The organism is Micromonospora kangleipakensis, from assembly GCF_004217615.1.
GTDB lineage: Bacteria > Actinomycetota > Actinomycetes > Mycobacteriales > Micromonosporaceae > Micromonospora > Micromonospora kangleipakensis.
Genome location: NZ_SHLD01000001.1, coordinates 439,513 through 459,629 on the forward strand (window position 1 = coordinate 439,513; position 20,117 = coordinate 459,629).

Annotated in this window: 16 protein-coding genes; 8 read left to right on the forward strand and 8 right to left on the reverse strand. The window is 75.0% G+C overall.

The window, feature by feature from the left end:
• Positions 1–122: 122 nt before the first annotated feature.
• Positions 123–698: a hypoxanthine phosphoribosyltransferase gene (hpt, locus tag EV384_RS02205; RefSeq protein WP_130329642.1), complete on the reverse strand. Its 576-nt coding sequence runs from the start codon at positions 696–698 to the stop codon at positions 123–125.
• Positions 699–797: 99 nt separating this feature from the next.
• Complete coding sequence (locus EV384_RS34605) at positions 798–935, reverse strand: hypothetical protein (protein WP_165439853.1); 138 nt, start codon at positions 933–935, stop codon at positions 798–800.
• A 150-nt stretch (positions 936–1,085) separates the two neighbouring features.
• Between EV384_RS34605 and EV384_RS02210 the strand changes: the two genes are divergently transcribed.
• The gene (locus EV384_RS02210) at positions 1,086–2,045 is read left to right on the forward strand and encodes a GlxA family transcriptional regulator (protein WP_130329644.1); all 960 of its coding nucleotides are present in this window, start codon (positions 1,086–1,088) and stop codon (positions 2,043–2,045) included.
• Here the strand turns inward: EV384_RS02210 and EV384_RS02215 are convergent, their stop codons facing one another.
• From EV384_RS02215 to dacB, 4 genes are all read right to left on the reverse strand, one after another.
• The gene (locus tag EV384_RS02215) at positions 2,046–3,677 is read right to left on the reverse strand and encodes a gamma-glutamyltransferase family protein (RefSeq protein ID WP_130329646.1); all 1,632 of its coding nucleotides are present in this window, start codon (positions 3,675–3,677) and stop codon (positions 2,046–2,048) included. It lies immediately after the preceding gene.
• Between the two features lie 236 nt (positions 3,678–3,913).
• On the reverse strand, positions 3,914–4,906 hold the full coding sequence (tilS, locus tag EV384_RS02220; RefSeq protein ID WP_130329648.1) for a tRNA lysidine(34) synthetase TilS: 993 nt from the start codon (positions 4,904–4,906) through the stop codon (positions 3,914–3,916).
• Positions 4,907–4,916: 10 nt separating this feature from the next.
• Entirely contained in the window at positions 4,917–5,984 is a 1,068-nt protein-coding gene (locus EV384_RS02225) for a zinc-dependent metalloprotease (RefSeq protein ID WP_130329650.1), read from the reverse strand.
• 79 nt (positions 5,985–6,063) lie between these two features.
• A complete protein-coding gene (dacB, locus tag EV384_RS02230) occupies positions 6,064–7,488 on the reverse strand; it encodes a D-alanyl-D-alanine carboxypeptidase/D-alanyl-D-alanine endopeptidase (protein ID WP_130340163.1) in 1,425 nt (474 codons plus the stop codon).
• A gap of 698 nt (positions 7,489–8,186) precedes the next feature.
• Between dacB and EV384_RS02235 the strand changes: the two genes are divergently transcribed.
• Positions 8,187–8,690, forward strand: a complete 504-nt coding sequence (locus EV384_RS02235) for an inorganic diphosphatase (protein ID WP_130329652.1) — start codon at positions 8,187–8,189, stop codon at positions 8,688–8,690.
• A 55-nt stretch (positions 8,691–8,745) separates the two neighbouring features.
• On the opposite strand, the gene eccD is transcribed toward EV384_RS02235, so the two are convergent.
• Complete coding sequence (eccD, locus tag EV384_RS02240; protein WP_130329654.1) at positions 8,746–10,149, reverse strand: type VII secretion integral membrane protein EccD; 1,404 nt, start codon at positions 10,147–10,149, stop codon at positions 8,746–8,748.
• Positions 10,150–10,284: 135 nt separating this feature from the next.
• Between eccD and EV384_RS34610 the strand changes: the two genes are divergently transcribed.
• The 6 genes from EV384_RS34610 to EV384_RS02265 all read left to right on the forward strand — a co-directional run bounded on the left by EV384_RS34610 (position 10,285) and on the right by EV384_RS02265 (position 18,888).
• Positions 10,285–10,425 carry a hypothetical protein gene (locus EV384_RS34610; protein WP_165439854.1) on the forward strand — a complete coding sequence of 47 codons (141 nt, stop codon included), beginning with the start codon at positions 10,285–10,287 and terminating at the stop codon, positions 10,423–10,425.
• Positions 10,422–11,840, forward strand: a complete 1,419-nt coding sequence (locus tag EV384_RS02245) for an RNA-guided endonuclease TnpB family protein (RefSeq protein WP_130329656.1) — start codon at positions 10,422–10,424, stop codon at positions 11,838–11,840. Before EV384_RS34610 ends, EV384_RS02245 begins: the two co-directional genes overlap by 4 nt.
• Positions 11,841–11,852: 12 nt before the next feature.
• Positions 11,853–15,815 carry a type VII secretion protein EccCa gene (gene eccCa, locus EV384_RS02250; protein WP_130329658.1) on the forward strand — a complete coding sequence of 1,321 codons (3,963 nt, stop codon included), beginning with the start codon at positions 11,853–11,855 and terminating at the stop codon, positions 15,813–15,815.
• A gap of 87 nt (positions 15,816–15,902) precedes the next feature.
• A complete protein-coding gene (gene mycP, locus EV384_RS02255) occupies positions 15,903–17,270 on the forward strand; it encodes a type VII secretion-associated serine protease mycosin (RefSeq protein ID WP_423202880.1) in 1,368 nt (455 codons plus the stop codon).
• A gap of 49 nt (positions 17,271–17,319) precedes the next feature.
• Positions 17,320–18,132, forward strand: a complete 813-nt coding sequence (locus tag EV384_RS02260) for a phosphatase PAP2 family protein (RefSeq protein ID WP_130329662.1) — start codon at positions 17,320–17,322, stop codon at positions 18,130–18,132.
• 30 nt (positions 18,133–18,162) lie between these two features.
• The gene (locus EV384_RS02265; protein WP_130329664.1) at positions 18,163–18,888 is read left to right on the forward strand and encodes a phosphatase PAP2 family protein; all 726 of its coding nucleotides are present in this window, start codon (positions 18,163–18,165) and stop codon (positions 18,886–18,888) included.
• 36 nt (positions 18,889–18,924) lie between these two features.
• Here EV384_RS02265 and EV384_RS02270 read toward each other — a convergent pair whose 3' ends face one another.
• A complete protein-coding gene (locus tag EV384_RS02270) occupies positions 18,925–20,103 on the reverse strand; it encodes a MarP family serine protease (RefSeq protein ID WP_130329666.1) in 1,179 nt (392 codons plus the stop codon).
• Positions 20,104–20,117 lie beyond the last annotated feature (14 nt).

The window sequence follows — 20,117 nt, forward strand, 5'->3', positions numbered from 1 at the left end:
TTTGGGCCGGCGTGCCGCGGAGGGTGCCTCCACGTCACCGACCCCTACCGTAGTCCGGTGAGCTGAGAGTCCGCTGAACGTCCGCTCGACGAACGCCGATACGCGCAGGTCGGCGGGGCGACTCAGGCGCGGGCGTAGACCTCGGGCTTGAGCACGCCGACGTAGGGCAGCTCCCGGTACCGCTCACCGAAGTCGAGGCCGTAGCCGACGACGAACTCGGTCGGGATGTCGAAGCCGACGTACTTGACCGGGACCTGCACCTTGACCGCGTCCGGCTTGCGGAACAGGGCGACCACCTCGACGCTCGCCGCCGAGCGGGACTCCAGGTAGCGCAGCAGCCAGGAGAGGGTCAGGCCGGAGTCGACGATGTCCTCGACGACCACCACGTGCCGGCCGGCGATGTCGCGGTCCAGGTCCTTGAGGATCCGGACGACGCCGGAGGAGGTGGTGCCCTGACCGTACGAGGAGACGGCCATGAACTCCAGCTCGGCGGGGGGACCCTGGCGGCCGAGCGCCCGGGCGAAGTCGGCCATGAACATGACCGCGCCCTTGAGCACGCAGACCAGCAGGAGTCCGTCCTCGACGTGCGCGTAGTCCGCCGATATCTGCTTGGCCAGCTCCGCGGTCTTCTCGCGGATCTGCGCCTCGGAAATGATCACGTGGTCGATGTCGGCGTCGTACCAGGAGCCGTCAGCCATGCATCTAGCCTGCCGTACGCCCGATGGCCTCCGTCGGCGGGGCCGCGCGTTTCGCCGCGGTCCCGCCGGGGATTTTCGGCGCGGAAGGTGCAAATCACCTCAGCAGGTGCTGGAGCGCCAGCGACGACCGTCGGCGGTGGGCTTCCAGTCGGCCGAGTCGCGGGTGTCGGCGCCCAGGCCGGCGGCCGAGGCGACGGCCAGGACGACGAGGAAGAGGAAGAGCAGCAGGAACTCCATGGCGGCGCTCGCTTTCGCGTGATTGATGTGGGTTTCGCCGCCGGTGCGCACCGGACTGAGACCAGTCTGCGACCATCCGGGCCGGCCGAAAAGTGGCAGGAATGCCAGTGGGCATCGATTTCCTGCCACCTCTCCGGTTACCCTCGTCACATGCTTCGTTCGGTCGCCGTCATCGCGCTGGAACAGGTCGCCCCCTTCGAACTCGGCGTCCTGTCGGAGGTCTTCGGCACCGACCGGACCGCCGACGGCTTCCCGGGCTACCGCTTCACCGTCTGCACCGCCGACGGGGGCCCGGTGCGCAGCGGCTCCGGTTTCCTGCTCACCCCGCACGCCGACCTCAGCCCGGTCGACGAGGCCGACCTGGTCGCGGTGCCGGCGCACGCGGGGAAGACGAACGTCCCCGCCCCGGTGCTCGACGCGCTGCGCCGGGCCGCCGACCGGGGGGCATGGCTGCTCAGCGTCTGCTCCGGCGCGTTCGTGCTGGGCGAGGCGGGGCTGCTCGACGGGCGGGACTGCACCACCCACTGGCTGTACGTCGACGAGCTGCAACGCCGGCACCCGGCCGCCCGGGTCCGGTGCAACTCGCTCTACGTGCAGGACGGCAAGCTGCTCACCAGCGCCGGCACCGCCGCCGGGATCGACGCCTGCCTGCACCTGGTCCGCCAGGAGCACGGCTCGGCGACGGCCACCCGGCTGGCCCGACGGATGGTCGTCCCGCCGCATCGCGACGGCGGCCAGTCCCAGTACGTCGAGGCGCCGATCCCGAAGGCGCCGGAGGCGCCCACCCTCGAGCCGGTGCTGGAATGGCTGATGGGCCACCTGGACCGGACGGTGACCGTGGAGGAGCTGGCCGCGCGGGCCGGCATGGCGCCGCGTACCTTCGCCCGCCGGTTCCGGGCCGAGACCGGCACCACCCCGCACGACTGGCTGACCAACCAGCGGGTGCTGCTGGCCCGGCGGCTGCTGGAGGAGACCCGGCTGAGCGTGGAGACCGTGGCCGACGAGGCCGGCTTCGGCGACGCGGCGGCGCTGCGGCACCACTTCACCCGTCGGGTCGGCACCACCCCGCACGCGTACCGGACGACCTTCCGCGAACGCGCCGAGGTCTGATCACCAGCCCAGCATCGCCCCGTCCACCCGGGACTCCGAGCCGGCGACGTACCCGCCGGCCGAGTGCCGCCAGATCGCCTGCCCGTACCCGAAGACGGCCGGCTCCGCCGCGACGGTGACCTCGTGCCCCCGGGCCCGCAGGCCGGCGACCAGGTCCTGCTCCGCCGCCAGCGCCGGCTCGACGAGCACCGAACGCCCGGCGTGCCAGTACCAGCGGGGGGTGTCCAGGGCGGCCTGCGGGTCCCGCCCGGCGTCCAGGGTGGCCGAGACCAGCTGCACGTGCCCCTGCGGCTGCATGTGCCCGCCCATCACCCCGAACGGCCCGACCGGCTCGCCGTCCCGGGTCAGGAACCCCGGGATGATGGTGTGGAACGGACGCCTCGCCGGGCCCACCACGTTCGGGTGCGTCGGGTCGAGGCGGAACCCGGTGCCCCGGTTCTGCAGCGCGAAGCCGTGGCCGGGCAGCACCACCCGCGAGCCGAAGGCCAGGTAGGTCGACTGGATCAGGCTGACCATCATGCCGCCCGGGTCGGCGGTGCAGAGGTAGACGGTGCCGCCCCGCTCCGGGTCGCCGGCCACCGGGTCGCCGGCCCGGTCCGTGACCAGGGCCCGCCGGGCCGCCGCGTACCCGGGGTCGAGCAGCGCCGCCGTCGGCACCGGCACCCGCTCGGGATCGGCGACGTACGCGTGCGCGTCGGCGAAGCCGAGCTTCACCGCCTCGATCTGCCAGTGCAGCCGCTCCTCGAGCGGTAACGCGGCCAGGTCCACCTCGTCGAGGATGTTGAGCGCCAGCAGCGCCGCCACCCCCTGCCCGTTCGGGGGCAGCTCCCACACCTCGTGCCCCCGGTACCGGACGCTCACCGGGTCCACCCAGGTGGAGGTGTGCCGGGCCAGGTCATCCCCGGTGATCAGCCCGCCGGTCCGGGCGGCGTGCGTGTCGATCGCCGCGGCGATGCTCCCCCGGTAGAAGTCGGCCGCGCCGGACTCGGCGATCCGCCGCAGCGTTCCGGCCGCGTCCGGATTGCGCCACCGCTCACCCGGGCGGGGCGCCCGCCCGTCCACCGTGAACACCCGGTCGAACTCGGCGTACTCCGGTCCCGTCGGACCGCCTGCGGCGACCGCTCGGGCCCAGGTCGCGGCGGTGCCGGCGGCGACCGGGTAGCCCCGCTCGGCGTAGCCGATCGCCTCGGTGAAGAGCTCGGCGAAGGGCAGCGAGCCGAACCGTTCGTGCAGGTCCCGCCAGCCGGCCGGCGCGCCCGGCACGGTCACCGGCAGCCAGCCCCGGGCCGGCATGGCCGGCCCCTCCGCCTGGGCGCCGCCGAGGGCGTCGACCGGCGTCGCACCCCGCCGGTCGGTCGCGGCCAGCACCATCTCGCGGGTCAGCGCCGCCGGCGAGCGGCCGGAGGCGTTCAACCCGTGCAGCCGCTCGCCGTCCCAGACGATGGCGAAGAGGTCGCCGCCGATGTCGTTCGAGGGCGGCTGCACGACGGTCAGCGTGATCGCGGTGGCCAGCGCGGCGTCGACGGCGTTGCCGCCGCGCCGCAGCACGGCCAGGCCCGCGGCCGCCGCGAGCGGCTGGCTGGTCGCGACGGCACCGTTCGGGGCGAAGAGCGGCTGTCGGGGGTACGCCATCCGCCATGTCTACCGCCTGCGGCGGCTCCCGGCGAGGATCACCGGCGCTCCGGCGCGCAGCAGGCCGCCGGCCGACAGGTACCACCTCACTCCCCTTGCTCTGCTGCAGCCCACGCAACAGGTGGACGGGCAGGTGTTGCCTCCGCTGCAGCAGAGCAAAGGACGTGCCCGAGGTGTGTCTCCGGCGAGCGACCGGGCGCTGTCCGGCGCGGGGAAGCGCAGCGGACCGGCGCGGGTCAGCGGGGTTCGGCGAGGACGAGCCGGCCCTCGTGGCGGGCCACGCGCAGCCCGCCGGGCAGGTGGACCGCGCCCTGCCCGTGCCACCCCGTCACCAGGGCGTCCAGCGCCGTGACGTGCCGGTGCGACAGCGCGGCGGGCGACGCGCCCAGCTCCCGGGCCCAGGCGTGCAGCACGCGGGTGCGTACCGCCGGGAGCAGCGCGGCCAACGCGTCGACCGCGAGCCCGCCCCGGGGGGACCGGGCGGCGGCGAGCGCGGCGGCGGCGAGCTCGTCCAGGGCGGCGGTGTCCGCGGCCACGAGCCGGGCGGTCCGGGCCAGGTTGTCCAGCACCGCCGGGCCGAGCGCCCGGGCCAGCGCCGGCAGCACGTCGGCGCGGACCCGGGACCGGGCGTACGCCGGGTCGGCGTTGTGCGGGTCCTCCCACGGGGTGAGCCCCAGCGCGGCGCAGGCCTTACGGGTGTCGTCCCGGCCGACGTCCAGCAGCGGACGGAGCAGCGGCACCCCGTCCAGCTCCCGACGCGCCGGCATCCCGGCGAGGCCCCGCGGGCCGCCGCCCCGGGCCAGCGCGAGCAGCACGGTCTCGGCCTGGTCGTCGCGGGTGTGGCCGAGCAGCAGCGCGGCGGCGTCGTGCCGGCGGGCGGTGGCGACGAGGGCCTGGTAGCGCGCCTCCCGGGCGGCCGCCTCGGGGCCGCCCGGCCGGCCGGCGACGGTCACCGGGACCGCGTCGACCGGGTCGAAACCGATCCCTGCGGCCCACCGGGCCACCGCGGCGGCCCGTTCGGCCGAGCCCGGTTGCAGGCCGTGGTCCACGGTCACCAGGCCGGCCCGTCGACCCAGCCGAGGGGCGACGAAGGCGGTGGCCGCCGCCAGGGCGAGCGAGTCGGCGCCGCCGGAGCAGGCGACCAGCACCGGCCCGTCCCCGGTCAGCCCGGCCAGCATCCGGCGGACCGCGACCCGGACCGCGGCGACCGGCGGGGCGAGCGCGGCCACGGCGGGCGGCTCAGCCGGCGGTCGGGGTCGCGGCGGCCGGCCCGTGCACCCGGGCCACCCAGGCGTCCGGGTCGCCCAACTCCTCGAGCCGGGGCAGGGTCAGCGGCGAGCCGAAGATCTTGTTGAAGCCCTCCATGCCGACCCGGTCGACCACGCCGTGGACGAACTTGCGGCCCTCGGCGTACTGGCGCATCTTGACCTCGATGCCGAGCAGCCGGCGGATCGCCTTCTCCAGCGGGTTGCCGGACTCCCGCCGCCGGTTGAACGCGGCCCGGATCGACTCGACGCTCGGGATCACCTGCGGGCCGACGCCGTCCATCACGAACTCGGCGTGCCCTTCAAGCAGGGTCATCAGCGCGGTGAGCCGGTCGAGCACCGCCCGCTGCGCGGGGGTCTGCACGATGTCCAGCACGCTGGCCCGGCTCTCCGGGTCCTTCACCGCGTCGGAGAGGGTGGCCACACCGCGCCGCAGCCGCTCCAGCAGGTGCTCGCCGCCCTGCGAGGCGTCGACGAACGCCTGCACCTCGCCGAGGAAGTACGCGCGCATCCACGGCACGGCGGTGAACTGGGTCCGGTGGGTCACCTCGTGCAGGCAGACCCAGAGCCGGAAGTCACGCGGGTCGCAGCCAAGCTTCCGCTCCACCTCGACGATGTTCGGCGCCACCAGCAGCAGTTGGCCGGGGTCGCCGGAGAAGACCTCGTACTGGCCGAGGACCCGGCCGGAGAGGTAGGCCAGCACGGTGCCGGCCTGCACCCCGGTCAGCCGGGAGCCGATCGCCTCGGTGAGCGGCCCGGGCCGCTTGTCCCCGGAGAGCCGGTTCACCAGCGGGGTGATCACCTCACGCAGCCCGGCGATGTTGGCGGCCGCCCAGTCCCGGCGGTCCACCACCTTCACCGGCGGGTGAGCAACCTGCGAGCGCAGCCCGGTGTAGTCGGCGACGTGCCCGGCCGCCTCCCCGGTCAGCCGCCGCAGCTCGCCGACCACGTCGGTGGCCTCGGCGTACGACACCCGGGGGCCCGACTTGCCCAGCGCCCCCGCGGTCGCGGCGGCCAGATCCCAGTCCACGAACTGCGCCATGCACCCACCGTACCCGCGCCGGAACACCCCGGCCCGGGCTCGCGCCGGCCGATCGACGGCGATCGCACCGGCGCGCGGGTCAGCGACAGCCGCAGCCGGCCAGCGCCGAGGTGATCCGGTCGAGGGCCTGCCGGGTCGCGTCCAGGGTGCCCTCCGGAGCCTGGTCGGTGAGCACCGCGAACGTCAGCAGCCGGCCGTCGGCCGTGGTGACCAGCCCGGCGATGGCGTTGACCCGGCTCAGCGTCCCGGTCTTGGCGCGGACCACGCCGGCCCCGGCCTTCGTCACCGCCGCCTGGTAGCGGTCGTCGAGGGTGCCGGACCAGCCGCCCACCGGCAGGCCCCCGAAGATCGCCGCGAGCTCGGGGTGGCTGCCGTTGCCGGCGAGGGTGATCAGGTCGGTCAGCAGCGACGGGCTGATCCGGTTGGTCCGGGACAGGCCGCTGCCGTCGGCGAGGCTGATCTCGTCGGCGGGCAGCCCCAGCTCGCCGATCACCGCGTCGGTGGCCGCGGCACCGCCAACGAAGGAGGCCGGCTTGTTCCGGGCCAGCGCCACCTGCCGGGCCAGCGTCTCGGCGATCACGTTGTCACTGTCGCTGATCATGATGTCGACCAGCCGGACCATCGGCAGCGACTGGACCTTGCCCAGCTCGGTCCCCGGCGCCCCGGCCGCCGCGCTGGCCCCGGAGGCGGCGGGCGCGCTGCCGCGCTTCACCTCGGCGGCGTCGCCGGAGAGCCCGAGCAGCCGGGCGAACTGCCGGCCGGCGGTCAGGTCCGGCTGGGAGACCCGCTCGGCGGCGCCGTGCGTGTCGTCGAAGTTCTTCCGGGCCGCCTCCGCGTCCCGGCGGGCGCCGTCGGTCATCAGGGCGGTGATCGGCGCGCCGAAGCCGCCGGTCGGGATGTCGTCGTCCCAGCCCGGCTCGTACACCGGGCCGCTGAACAGGGACGAGTCGACGATGACCCGGGTCGGCGCGGTGCCGCCGAGCGCCTTGCGTACCTGGGCGGCCAGGTCGTCCAGCCGGGCCGCGCCCGGGTAGAAGCCGTTCTTGTCCACGGCCAGGGTCGGGTCACCGCCACCGACGATGACCACCTCGCCGGGGGTCGCGCCGGCCACCGCGCGGGTCGGGATCCGGTACGCGGGCCCCCGGGCGGCCAGCACCGTCACCGCGGTCGCCAGCTTGGTCACCGAGGCGGGCACCGTGGGCGCGTCCTGGCCGCTGCCGTAGAGCGCCTTGCCGGTGGTCACGTCGGCCACCGACACGTTCACCCGGTCGCCGAGGGCCGCCGCGCGGACCAGCGGGTCGAGCGCGGCGCGGACCCCGTCGGCGGACGGGACCGGGGCGTTGGGGTCCGGACCGGCGAGCACCGCCGGCGGGTCGGGCTCGGGCGCCTGCGCGCTGGCTGCCGGCGCGACGGCCTCGCTGCCCAGCCAGCCGGCCACCGGCCCGGGCCGCACCACGGCCAGCCCGACCGCGGCCAGCACGACGATCAGCACGCTGGCGAGCACGGCCAGCGGCAGCCGCCGCCGGCGACGGGCCGGCGGGGGCTCGGGAGCGGCCGGCGGGGCCGCCCGGCCGACCGGCCCGCCGCCCCGGCCGTCCTGGTCCGGCCAGCTCACCTGGCCACCGCCGTACGGCTGCGGCTCGGCCCGACCGGCGAACTGCTCGGGGCGCGCCCGGCCGACCGGCTCGGGACCGAACTGCGGGGGGTGCCCGGGGCCGTACTGCGGGGGGTGCCCGGGACCGTACTGCTGGGGGTTGGGCCGGCCCACCGGCTCGGGGCCGTACGACTGCGGGTGCGCCCGGCCGACCGGCTCGGGGCCGTACCGCTGGGGGTTGGGCCGGCCCACGGGGTCGGGGCCGTACTGCTGGGGGTTCGCCCGGCCGACCGGCGCGGAGCCGGCGTCGGGGCGGCGGCCGGGGTCGCCGGGGGCACGGGGAAGCTGGGCGTCGGGGACCGGGACGCGCCCGGTGGCACCGCCGGAACCGGGACCGCCGAACTTCCGCCCGTCAACCCCCTCCGGGCGGTAATGTGAATCTTCCCTCCCCACGACCCCCTCCTCCCCCGTCGAAAAGCACCTTGGGTGACACTACTTCGGTCCGAACACTATGCGGCGGCCGGAGCCGGCGGGTGGGCATTCACCTGTCCGGGGGCGGCGCCGCTGGTTTCCGTTAGCCAGCGTGGGCAAACGAGGGAGCGTGGGAGATGGATTTCGACGTCACGGTTGAGATCCCGAAGGGTCACCGAAACAAGTACGAGGTGGACCACGCGACCGGCCGGATCCGGCTGGACCGCACCCTCTTCACGTCCACGCAGTACCCGGCCGACTACGGCTTCATCGAGGGCACCCTGGGCGAGGACGGCGACCCGCTGGACGCCCTCGTGCTGGTCCCCGAGCCCACCTTCCCGGGCTGCCTGATCCGCTGCCGCACCATCGGCATGTTCCGGATGACGGACGAGAAGGGCGGCGACGACAAGGTCCTCTGCGTGCCCTACGAGGATCCGCGCCAGGAGCACCTGCGCGACATCCACCACCTCGGCGAGTTCGACCGGCTGGAGATCCAGCACTTCTTCGAGGTGTACAAGGACCTCGAGCCCGGCAAGTCGGTCGAGGGCGCCACCTGGGTGGGGCGTACCGAGGCGGAGGCCGAGATCCGCGCCTCGTACCAGCGCGCCAAGGACGCCGCCGAGCACGGCGACGCGCACTGATCTTCGGACGTGTGACAGGCCCGGGCCGCTCGGCGGTCCGGGCCTTCCCGTCCGCTCAGCCGAGCAGGCCACGGGCCCGGTCGTAGAGGTCCAGCACGGCGCAGGCCACCGGCACCACGGAGACCACCAGCGCGGTGTCGGTGAGATCCGCCAGCCGACCGAGGTACGGGGAGACCGGCCGCCGGGCGTACGTGGTGCCGGCCACCACCGCGACCAGGGCCAGGACGAGCCCGGCGACGGTCAGCGCGAGCAGGCCGGCGGAGCCGGCCCGGCCGGCGAGCACCCCGCCGAGCACGGCGGACCCGGCCAGCCCGGCGGTCACGGCGGGCACCCGGTGCCGGAGCGCGACGAAGAGCCGGGACCGCAGCAGCAGCACGGCCGACCCGACCGCGACCAGCACCCGCCCGGCGACCCCGCCCGCCGAGGCGAGCACCGCCGCGGCGGTGACCGCGAGGACGGCGTGCCCGAGCAGCATCCCGGTCAGCATCTCCTCGGTCCGGGCCACCGCCGCGTGGACCCGGCCCCGGTCGGGCAGGTCCCGGACCGCGGATGCCTCCCCGCCCGGCCCGGCGGCCGGCAGGGTGATCGGCGGCAGCGGCATCTTGCCCAGCCGGATGGCCAGCAGCGGCAGCGCGCCGAGCGTGAAGACGAGCGCGCAGAGCAGCACCGCCGCGGTGGCCGCCGGGTCGAGGAAGAGCCCGCCGACGGCGGCGAGCCCGCCGACCGAGCCGACGGTCGCGCCGGCCACGAAGACCCGGGACCGGGTGGCCACGCCGAGCAGGCCGAGCACCGACAGCAGCAGCAGCGCCACCGAGCCGGCCAGCAACTCGGGGGCGCCCAGCCAGCGCAGCGGCGCGAACGGGCCGACCGGGTCACCCGAGCTGACCGCGAGCGTGCCGGCCGCGGCGGCGTACGGCAGCGCGTACCCGCCGAGGGTGGCGGCGGCCGGGCCGTCCCCGTACGCCCGGGACGCGGCGGTGCCGGCGACGACGAGCAGCAGCGCCACGGCGGCGGCGACCGGCCAGCCGGTCCGCTGCCCGGGGCCGCCGGCCAGCACGGCGAGCAGCCCGACGGCGAGCGGCACGGCTGCCCCGGCCAGGGTGGCGGCCCGGGTGGCGGCCGGCGACCAGGCACCGCCCCGGCGGCGGGCGCCGTCGGCGATCGCCTCGACCACGTCGTCGTACTCCAGCTCGGGCCACTGCGCGCGGGCCGGCACCAGGTGCAGCACCTCGCCGTCGCGCACCCCCTGCGGCAGCAGCGCCTGCGCGGTCGCCAGCACCGCCCCGTCGGTACGCCGGAGCACCCAGCCGCCGTGCCGCTCCCCGTCGTCGGCCAGCCCCTCGCCGGCGTGCCGCAGCACCTCCGGCAGCAGCTCGGCCAGGGGGACCTGCTCCGGCAGGGCCACGTCCACCCGCCGCTGGGGGGTGTTGATCGTGACCCGGGCCAGCCCGGTTGTCATCGACGTTTCTCCATATCGAGCGGGAACAGTGGCTGACGGACGAGAGGACTTTACCCACGATGAGCCAGGCTCGGGTTACCGAGAGCCACGGAGAGGTGTCGATTTTCTCTGCATGTCTATCTATGGTTGCTTGTTGTGCGTAGCGTCTACCGGATCGGTGAGCTTGCCGAGCAGGTGACGTTGTCCCCGCGGCAGGAACTGGTGGAGGACCCGCCGGCGGTCGTGCGCGCCGAGGAACTCGACGGAGCGGACCTGACCGGGACTGGTCACCGGTGAAGGTCACCCGCATCGCTTACTCGACGGGCCTGAACGCGGGTAAGTACGCGGCGTTGCGAGAACAGGCCCGCCGGTTGGGCCGGGTGCGCAGCGAGGTCTGGCAGCGTTACGGCTCGGTCGCGGGTGTCGGTTCGGGGTTGAGGGATCGGCAGGTGCGGGACCGGTGGTTGGCCGACCGCACGCACACGCGGTTCGGTGTGCTGGCGAATGCGTGGAAGGAAACCGTCCGCGATGCTATGGCCGACATCGCGGCGAACCTGGCCTCGGCCAAGGTGCAGGTCCGCCGGGCGGTCTTCCGGTGCACGAGCGATCCTGGCGAGCGCAAGCGAATGCTGGCCGCGCTGGCGGCTGACCGGTGGGCTGGCGACCCCTTCCTGGCTCGACAGATGCGTAAGCACTGGAAGCGTGGCCGCAATCGCACAGATCATCAGATCGTGGTGCGCGCCGACAAGTACAGCACCGTCACCGACGGGCGGGGCCGGTTGTGGCTGGCCGTCCCGGGCCTCGAGCGCCGCCAGATGGTCAGGATCCCGCTGTCCACGGCCGTCGCCCCGACGGGCACGTTGCGGCTGATCCTGCGCCGGGGTCGGGTCGAGGTGCACTACCAGATCGACGCGTCGCGGATGCGGTCGTCGCAGCGGCCCTGCGGCGGGCGAACGGTTGGTGTGGACAAGGGCTACACCGAAGCCCTGACCGACTCCGACGGTACCCACCACGGCACCGGTCTCGGCGAACTGCTGACCGCCGAGTCAGACCGGCTGAAGGAACGCAACCGGCGGCGGGCGAAGCTGCGGTCGATAGCGAACACCGCCGCCGCCCGCGGAGATCACGCGAAAGCGCAGCGAATCACCGCCAACAACCTCGGCATCGTCAAGCGGGACCGGCAGGCCGCCCGCCACCGCGCCCAGGTCTGTACGAAGATCTTCACCGCCGTGCACCGGGTCGTCGACAAGGCCGCCACGCTCGTCGCCGAAGACCTCACCAAACGCTTCGCCGGACGCAAGACGCTCGGCAAGAACATCAACCGGCGCCTCGCCGGGTGGACCAAAGGAGTCACCGCCGAGGCCCTAACAAACGTGTCGGAGCGCAGAGGTTCTGCGCTCGTACACGTCAACGCCGCCTACACCTCACAAACCTGTCACCGCTGCGGCCGGCTCGGCCGACGCAGCGGGGACCGGTTTCACTGCACCTGGTGCGGGGTGGTGTGGCAGGCCGACGTGAACGCCGCGATCAACATCCTGCACCGAGCCGGCGACCCCGACATCGCCCTTCACACCCCACACCACACGGTGAAGCAGATCCTGCGGGACCGGACCGATCGCCACCGGACCAGACTGCCGGTCCAGGACTCCAGCCCGGCCATCGCCGAGCGGAGAGCGAACCATCCGAACCGCTCAACAACGAGCAAGAAGTAGGAAGCAGGCTCAGTGTCCACTGTCGTCATCAAGCGCCCACCGCGGCGTCCCGCGCCGGAGATACCGATCGGTGAGCTGCCCGTGGAGGCGCCGCCGGAGATCCCCGTCGCCGCCGGCGGACGCTGGCAGCAGGCGCTGATGGTGCTGCCCATGCTCGGCGGCACGGTGGCGATGGCGATGATGTTCGGCCGGGGCGGCGGGGCCTACTCCTATGTGGTGGGCGGCATGTTCGGGCTCTCCTCGGTGGCCATGCTGGTCACCTCATGGGGCAGCGCCGCCGGCACCCCGAAGAAGTCGGAGATGATGGCCGCCCGGCGGGAGTACCTGCGACACCTGACCGCGCTGCGCCGCCGGGTCCGGCAGACCGCCGGGGCGCAGCGCGCCGGGCTCTACTACCGGCACCCCGACCCGGGCCGGCTCTGGTCCACCGTCGACAGCCACCGGGTCTGGGAACGCCGGCCGGGGGACCCCGACTTCGCGGTGGTCCGGGTGGGCGTCGGCCCGCAGACCCTGGCCACCCCGCTCGTCCCGCCGGTCACCCGGCCGCTGGAGGAGCTGGAGCCGATGACCGCGGGCGCGCTCCGGCGCTTCCTCGACGCGTACTCGGTGGTGCCGGATTTGCCGGTGGCGCTCTCGCTGCGCAGCTTCGCCCGGGTCTTCGTCCGCGGTCCCGCCGGCCCGCGGGGGGCCGGCTCGCCGGCCGCGCAGGCCCTGACCCGGGCCGTGCTCGCCCAGCTCGCCGTCTTCCACGCCCCGGACGAGCTGCTGATCGCGGTCTGCGCCGGGCCGGAACGGCGGGCGCGCTGGGACTGGGTCAAGTGGCTGCCACACGCCCAGCACCCGACCCGCGCCGACGCCCTCGGCCCGGTCCGCCTGGTCAGCAGCTCCGCCGCCGAGCTGGAACGGCTCCTCGACGAGGTGCTGGCCAGCCGGTCCCGGTTCAGCCCGGCCGGCCCGGCCACCGACGGGCCGCACGTGGTGGTGGTGCTCGACGGGGGCGACCTGACCGGCGCCACCGACCTGGCCGGGGACGGTGGCATCGACGCGGTCACCGTCGTCGACCTGGACACCCCGCCGCCCCGGCTGCTCGACCGGTACGCCCTCCTGCTCGACCTGGCCGACAGCCGGCTGCACTCGCACTCCGCGGCGGGGCACGCCGAGGTCGGCGCCGCCGACGCGCTGGAGCTCGCCGACGCGGAGGCGGTCGCCCGCCGGCTCGCCCCGCTGCGGCTCGCCGGCACCGTACGCGGACCGGACGCCCCGCCCGGCGCCGAGCCGGGCCTGCCCGAGCTGCTCGGCCTCGGCGACCCGGAGGGCTTCACCGCCGAGCAGGGCTGGGCGCCCCGACCGGCCCGGGACCGGCTGCGGGTGCCGATCGGGGTCGGCGCCGACGGCGGCGCCATCGAGCTGGATCTCAAGGAGTCCGCGCAGGACGGCATGGGCCCGCACGGCCTGCTCATCGGGGCCACCGGCTCCGGCAAGTCCGAGCTGCTCCGCACGCTGGTGCTCGGGCTGGCCGCCACGCACAGCTCCGAGCAGCTCAACTTCGTGCTGGTCGACTTCAAGGGCGGCGCGACCTTCGCCTCGTTCGACCGGCTGCCGCACACCGCCGCGGTGATCACCAACCTGGCCGACGCGCTGCCGCTGGTCGACCGAATGGTGGACGCGATCAACGGGGAGCTGGTCCGCCGGCAGGAGCTGCTGCGCCGGGCCGGCAACTTCGCCAGCCTCCGCGACTACGAACGGGCCCGCGCGGCCGGCACCCCGCTCGCCCCGCTGCCGTCGCTGCTGCTGATCTGCGACGAGTTCTCCGAGCTGCTCTCCGCCAAGCCCGACTTCATCGACCTCTTCGTCCAGATCGGCCGGCTGGGCCGGTCCCTCGGCGTGCACCTGCTGCTCGCCAGCCAGCGGCTGGAAGAGGGGCGGCTGCGGGGGCTCGACACCCACCTGTCGTACCGGATCGGGTTGCGGACCTTCTCGGCGCTGGAGTCCCGGACGGTGCTCGGGGTGCCCGATGCGCACGAGCTGCCCCGCTCCCCGGGTCACGGCTACCTGCGCGCCGGCACCGACCCGCTGGTCCGCTTCAAGGCCGCGTACGTCTCCGGCGCGGTCCGCCGCCGGGGCGGCCCGGCGGGCGCGGCCGGCGCGGGCGCGCCCCGGCTGCTCACCTTCTCCACCCACCTGGTGCCGGAGCCGGAGCCGGCCACCCCGGCCGCGCTGCCCGCCGCCGAGGAGGACGCCCCCACCCAGACCCTGCTCGACCTCCTGGTCGGCCGGCTGGCCGGGCAGGGGCCCCCGGCCCACCAGGTGTGGCTGCCGCCGCTGGACTCCTCCCCCACCCTCGACGAGCTGCTCGGCCCGGTCGCCGCCGACCCGGTACGCGGGCTCACCGTCGGCAATCCCGAGCTGCACGGGGCCCTCCAGGTGCCGGTGGCGGTGGTCGACAAGCCGTACGAGCAGCGCCGGGACCTGTTCTGGCTGGCGCTGGACGGCGCGGCCGGGCACGTCGCGGTGGTCGGGCAGCCGCAGAGCGGCAAGTCGAGCCTGCTGCGCACGCTGATCTGCGCGCTGGCGCTCACCCACACCCCGACCGAGGCGCAGGTCTACTGCCTCGACTTCGGCGGCGGGGCGCTCGGCGTGCTGCGCGACCTGCCGCACGTCGGCGGGGTCGCCGGCCGCTCCGACCCGACCGCGGTGCGCCGCACCGTCGGGGAGATCGCCGCCCTGCTGGCCGAGCGGGAACGCCGCTTCGCCGAACTGGGCGTGGAGTCGATGGCGGCGTGGCGACGGCGGCGGGCGGCGGCGCTGGCCAACGGGCAGCCGGGGACGGACCCGTTCGGCGACGTGTTCCTGGTGGTGGACGGCTGGGGCACCCTGCGCAACGACTATGAGGACCTGGAGCCGCTCGTCACCGACCTGGCCACCCGCGGCCTGTCGTACGGCGTCCACGTGGTGGCCGCCTCCGTGCGCTGGACCGACTTCCGGCCGGCGATCCGCGACCTGTTCGGTTCCCGGCTCGAACTGCGCCTCGGCGACCCGTCGGACTCGGTGGTGGTGAAGCGGGCGGTGGCGGCGAACGTGCCGGAGCAGGCCGGTCGGGGGATCACCGCGGAGGGGCTGCACCTCCTCGGTGCACTGCCCCGGGTCGCCGGGCTGGGCGGGGAGACGGTCGACCTGGTAAAGGCAGTCGTCGGCGCCTGGGCCGGGCCGGCCGCGCCCCGGGTCCGGCTGCTCCCGCCGGTGCTGCCGTACGCCGACCTGGACCTCTCGGCGACCACCGGCCTGGCCTTCCCGGTCGGGGTGGCCGAGGCGGACCTGCGCCCGGTGGTGCTGGACTTGGCGACCGAGCCGCACTTCGTGGTCTTCGGCGACGCCGAGTGCGGCAAGTCGTCGTTCCTGCGGGCGCTGGCCACCTCGATCATCACCCGGTTCGCCCCGGAGCAGGCCCGGGTGATCCTGGTGGACTACCGGCGCAGCCTGATGGGCACGATCGAGACGCCGCACCTGATCGGGTACGGCACCGCCGCCCCGCACGCCGCCGAGCTGATCGAGTCGGCGGCCGGCTACCTGCAGGGCCGGCTCCCCGGCCCCGAGGTGACCCCGGCCCAGCTGCGCGGCCGGTCGTGGTGGTCGGGGCCGGAGCTGTTCGTGCTGGTGGACGACTACGACCTGGTGGCCGGTGGGCCGACCAACCCGCTGCGCGCCCTGGAGGAGCACCTGCCGCACGCCCGCGACGTCGGGCTGCACCTGGTGCTGGCCCGCCGGTCCGGCGGCGCCGGCCGGACCCAGTTCGAGCCGATCATCCAGCGGCTGCGGGAGCTCTCCACGACCGGTCTGGTGATGTCGGGCGGCCCGGAGGAGGGGGCGCTCGTGGGGCAGGTGAAGGCGGGCCCGCTGCCCCCGGGCCGGGGCCGGCTGGTGACCCGCCGGGAGGGGGTCCGGTTGGTGCAGCTGGCCCACCTGCCGCCGCCGTGACCGGAGTCACCGTCCTGCACCGTGACGCACGGGAAACCCGGTAATCTCCGAGCAGCATGTTTCTGTCGCGATGAATGGCTGGGGAATGTGACCAGGGATCGGCACGGAGCTCCGACCGCGACCCGACATCTGGTGGGACGCACGCTGCTCGGTGTGGCGGCCGCCACCGCTGCGGTCGCCGGCCCGCTCGCCCCGCCGGCGCATGCCGCCCCGGCCCGTGCGGCCACCTCGACGGTCGCGACGTCACGGCAGGTCGGCGCCCTGCCGGCGGCCGGCTGGCAACCGGGGTGGCTCGCCCCGGTGGACACCCCGAGCCGGGTCGACCAGGTCCGCGAGGAGCAGTGGCAGCTCGACGAGTTGCAGGCCAGGACCGCGTGGCGCAGCTCGACCGGCCGCGGCGTGATCGTCGCGGTGATCGACTCCGGAGTGGACGGTTCCCACCCCGACCTGGCCGGCCAGGTGCTGCCCGGCACCGACCTGGTCACCCCGGACGGCGCCGACGGGCCCGACCCGGTGGGGCACGGCACGACGGTCGCCGGCCTGATCGCCGGCCGCAACGACGACGACCGGGGCGTGGTCGGGCTGGCCCCGGACGCCAGGATCCTCCCGGTCCGGGTGCTCGACGAGGAGAACCGGTACGACGACGCGATGATCGTCGCCAAGGGGGTGCGCTGGGCGGTCGACAACGGCGCCCGCGTGATCAATCTGTCCCTGGGCGGCAGCGGCGACAGCCCGGCCCTCGCCGCGGCCCTCGACTACGCCTTCGCCCGGGACGTCGTGGTGGTCGCCTGCACCGGCAACCTCGCCACGTCGACCAGCCCGAAGGTCTGGTACCCGGCCCGCGAGCCCGGCGTGCTCGCCGTCGCCGGCCTGGAACGGAACAGCGAGAACCTCTGGTCCGGCTCGATCACCGGCCGCGCGGCCATTCTCACCGCCCCCGCGACGGCGCTCATCGGGGCCCGCCCCGGCGGGTACTGGCCGGTGCAGGGCACCAGCTTCGCGTCCCCGCTGGTCGCCGCGACCGCCGCCCTGGTCCGGGCCCGCTACCCGCAGATGTCCGCCGGGGACGTGGTCAACCGGCTGATCACCACCGCGAAGGACCTGGGACCCACCGGCCGCGACGACCGCTTCGGCTACGGCATGGTGGATCCGGTCGCCGCGCTGACCGCCGACGTGCCGGCGGTGGGGTACAACCCGCTCGACGACAACGACTCCCCCGGCGTGGTGGGCTTCGGCTCGGCCCCCGGGTCGGGGCAGGGTGACCGGGCGGCCGGGCAGGGCACCGACCCGTTCAGCTTCACCGCCCCGAAGCAGCAGGCCCGGTGGACGGCCCACCCGGCGGGCCAGTCGGACGACTCCGCGCCGGAACGGCTCTGGAGCGGCCTCGCTCTCTTCGTCGCCCTGGTCACCGGCGCCGCGCTGGTGGTCCGCCGGTTCCGCCAGTCACAGCGGTGACCCCGGCACGACCGGTCTGACCGGGCCGACGGCTGGGTAGTGCTGGGGCATGAGCGGGTCGGGTGAGCAGAGTCGGATATCCACGGTCGAGCGGTCCTGGCGGACCCGCCGCCTGGACCCGGACCATTCGCTGGGCCTCCGGCTCACCGTGGCCGCCGCCGCGGCGTTCCTGGTGCTGGTGCCGTTCGCCCTGCTGGCCCTGCTGGTGCTGGGGGCCTGGCCGCCGCTGTTCCGGCTGGACGCCTCGGTGACCGACGCGCTGCACGGGTACGCCATCGCCCATCCGGCCTGGGTGCGGGTGATGAGCGTCTGGACCGACGTCTTCGCGCCCGGCCCGCTGCGGGCCGCCACCGCCGTCGTCGTCGCCTGGCTGCTGTTCCGCCGGGCGCGGCGGCTGGCCCTCTGGGCGGTCACCACGATGGTGGTGGGCGGGCTGCTCGGCGCGCTGCTCAAGCTGCTGGTCGGCCGGCACCGGCCGGACCTGCTCGACCCGGTGGCCCGGGCGGCCGGCTTCTCCTTCCCGTCCGGGCACGCGCTGAACGCCACCCTGACCGCCGGGGTGCTGCTGCTGGTCCTCCTGCCGTTCACCCACGACCGGCGGCCGCTGCGCTGGGCGCTCTGGTCCGCCGCGATCGTGCTCGCGGTGGTCACCGGCGTCAGCCGGATCGCCCTCGGCGTGCACTGGACCAGCGACGTGCTGGGCGGTTGGCTGCTCGGCGTCGCGGTGGTCGCGGCGACCTCGGCCGCCTTCCGCACCTGGCGCACCCGGACCGGTCGGCGGCCGGCGCGTACCGCCCGGGAGGGGGTGGAGCCGGAGCTGGCCGGGCCGGAACCCGACGCGGCGCGCGGGGAGCACGCGTAGTTCCGCGCCCGGTGGGGTAATGGGCGGCCCATGTCCGATGTCGCGGTCCAGGTGACCAGGCGGGTCCTGCTGCCGCTGGTCCTGCTCTTCTCCGTCATGGTGGCCCTGGGCCTCCTGGTCACCCGGGTCCTCGCGCGGACCTGGCCGTTCACCGTGGAGGACACGGTCAACCGCGAGCTGGCGGCCGACCGCACCGAGGGCTGGAACAACGTCTCGCTGGTCTTCAGCACGCTGGCCAGCACCCAGCTGATCGTGGTGGTGACGGTGCTGGTGGCCCTGGTGCTGCGGCTGGTGCTGCACCGCTGGCGGGAGCCGCTCTTCCTCTGCGCCGCGGTCACCGCCCAGGCGCTGATCTTCCTCTTCACCACGATGGCCATCGACCGCCGCCGGCCGGCCGTCGAGCACATGGACGTCTCGCCGCCCACCTCCAGCTTCCCGTCCGGGCACACCTCGGCCTCGGTGGCGCTCTATGTCGGCATCGCGGTGCTGCTGGCGCTGCGGGCGAGGAGCACCCCGGCGAAGATCACCTGGTGGACGCTGCTGATCGTGGTCCCGATCGGAGTCGCGGTCACCCGGATGTACCGGGGCATGCACCACCCCAGCGACGTGGTGGCCTCGTTCCTCAACGGCGGTATCTGCGTAGCGATCATGGCCCGCGCGGTGCTCGACCGGAGTCTCAACTGGGGTCGGGCGAAGCTGCCGCTCGGCCGCTCGGGCGAGGACGTGGCCACCGCCCGCGCGTCCACGGGAGGCTGACCGGGCGTCCGCCGAGGGCCGACGCCGTCCGCCGGCTCAGGTGCACTCGCCGGTGCCGACCGCCCGGGTACGCTCCGCGCCGGCCAGCGCCACCGGCCGGGCCTCCGCGGCGGTCACCGCGAAGCCGGTGTTCGGGTCGTCGGCCGCCGCCGCGAAGATCACCCCGAGCACCAGCCCGTTCGCCGAGACCAGCGGGCCGCCCGAGTTCCCGCTGCGCACCAGCGCCCGGATGGTGTAGATCTCCCGGGTCACGTCCGCGGAGGAGTAGATGTCCGGACCGGTGATCCGGTCCACGTCCCGCACCCGGGCCGGCCGGGCGTCGTACGGGCCGTCGAGGGGGAAGCCCAGCACGATCGCGTCCGCGCCGCTGCCGGCCTGCCCGGCGGCGAAGCGCATGGAGGGGCCGGGCAGCCCGGGCACGTGCAGCACGGCCAGGTCCCGCGCCGGGTCGTAGACGACCACCTCGCCGTCGTACCGCTCGCCGCGCAACTCGACCGCGACCGAGCGGGTGCCGGCCACCACGTGCGCGTTGGTCATCACCCGGTCGTCCGCGTACACGAAGCCGGAGCCCTCGATGCGGCGGGCGCAGCTCGGCGCGGAGCCGAGCACCTTGACCACCGCCCGCTGGCTGTTGGCCACCACCGTGGAGCCGGCGAGCGCCGGGTCGGGCGGGGAGACCTGCCGGGCCCGGGTCGGCGCGAGGTCGCCGAAGACGTCCGGGAAGCCGTTGGTGTCGACCGTGTCCCGCAGCGCGGTGGAGAGCTCCTGGGCCTTGTCGGGCAGGATCCGGTCGATCACGGTGAGCAGCGCGCTGTTCCGGATCGAGGAGGCCACCGCGGGCACCGCGGAGGAGCCCAGCGGCACGGCGACCAGCCAGGCCACCAGCATGACGGCGACGAGCGACACGATCGCCCCGCCGATGTCGTCAAGCCGCTTGGCCACGTCGTTGGTGATCGTCTTGCGCAGGTGCGAGCCGAGCCACCCCGCGAGGGCCTGCCCGAGCACGGCGAGCCCGAAGATCGCGACCAGGGAGATCAGCACCCGCATCCCGCTGTCGGCGAACTGCCGGGCGAACAGCGGGCCGATCTGGAGGCCGACCAGCGCGCCCAGGAAGAAGCCGGAGAGCGACAGCGCCCCGATGGCGAAGCCCTGGCGGTATCCGCTGATCGCGAACACGAGCATGAGCAGGAGCAGGACGAGATCCACGACGGACACGCGTCCAGGGTACG

What these genes read in the sequence shown, in the direction of transcription:
- hpt (WP_130329642.1), bottom strand. Translation starts at nt 698, where the DNA reads ATGGCTGACGGCTCCTGGTACGACGCCGACATCGACCACGTGATCATT.
- EV384_RS34605 (WP_165439853.1), bottom strand. Translation starts at nt 935, where the DNA reads ATGGAGTTCCTGCTGCTCTTCCTCTTCCTCGTCGTCCTGGCCGTCGCC.
- EV384_RS02210 (WP_130329644.1), top strand. Translation starts at nt 1,086, where the DNA reads ATGCTTCGTTCGGTCGCCGTCATCGCGCTGGAACAGGTCGCCCCCTTC.
- EV384_RS02215 (WP_130329646.1), bottom strand. Translation starts at nt 3,677, where the DNA reads ATGGCGTACCCCCGACAGCCGCTCTTCGCCCCGAACGGTGCCGTCGCG.
- EV384_RS02225 (WP_130329650.1), bottom strand. Translation starts at nt 5,984, where the DNA reads ATGGCGCAGTTCGTGGACTGGGATCTGGCCGCCGCGACCGCGGGGGCG.
- EV384_RS02235 (WP_130329652.1), top strand. Translation starts at nt 8,187, where the DNA reads ATGGATTTCGACGTCACGGTTGAGATCCCGAAGGGTCACCGAAACAAG.
- eccD (WP_130329654.1), bottom strand. Translation starts at nt 10,149, where the DNA reads ATGACAACCGGGCTGGCCCGGGTCACGATCAACACCCCCCAGCGGCGG.
- EV384_RS02260 (WP_130329662.1), top strand. Translation starts at nt 17,320, where the DNA reads ATGAGCGGGTCGGGTGAGCAGAGTCGGATATCCACGGTCGAGCGGTCC.
- EV384_RS02265 (WP_130329664.1), top strand. Translation starts at nt 18,163, where the DNA reads ATGTCCGATGTCGCGGTCCAGGTGACCAGGCGGGTCCTGCTGCCGCTG.